The sequence below is a fragment of the Enterococcus sp. S183_ASV_20 genome, assembly GCF_018919685.1.
Lineage (GTDB): Bacteria > Bacillota > Bacilli > Lactobacillales > Enterococcaceae > Enterococcus > Enterococcus faecalis.
The window spans coordinates 1-320 of sequence record NZ_JAHLRI010000195.1 but is presented as its reverse complement, the minus strand read 5'-3'; the positions used below and the strand labels follow the sequence as shown (position 1 = coordinate 320).

General features: G+C 31.6%; 1 protein-coding gene. It reads right to left on the bottom strand.

The genetic code is table 11. The features are described from left to right. Positions 1–44: 44 nt before the first annotated feature. Positions 45–320: type II toxin-antitoxin system YafQ family toxin (locus KQI94_RS16395; protein WP_002360769.1), on the bottom strand; the 276-nt coding region annotated here is incomplete at its 5' end.

Genomic DNA, 320 nt, shown 5'->3' with positions numbered 1-320 from the left:
GTCGTTTAGTAGTGTTTTTTATTGATTTGTAATATCTTTCCGATTCATCGAAATAATTCACTATGTGAGCCTATTCGGGCTAAAGTTAGGATCAATTTATCACCGTCAATTTTATAAATCAGTAACCAATCTGGTTCAATATGGCACTCTCGTGTACCTATATAATTTCCTGTTAGTGCATGGTCTTTATACTTTGGCGGCAATGTTTGCTGTTCTTGTAAAAGTACTAATACTTCTTTTAATTTCTCTAAATTCTTTCCTTGTTTCTTTGCTTTCTTAAAGTCTTTTTTGAATTGGTTCGTGTAAAATATTTCAAGCAT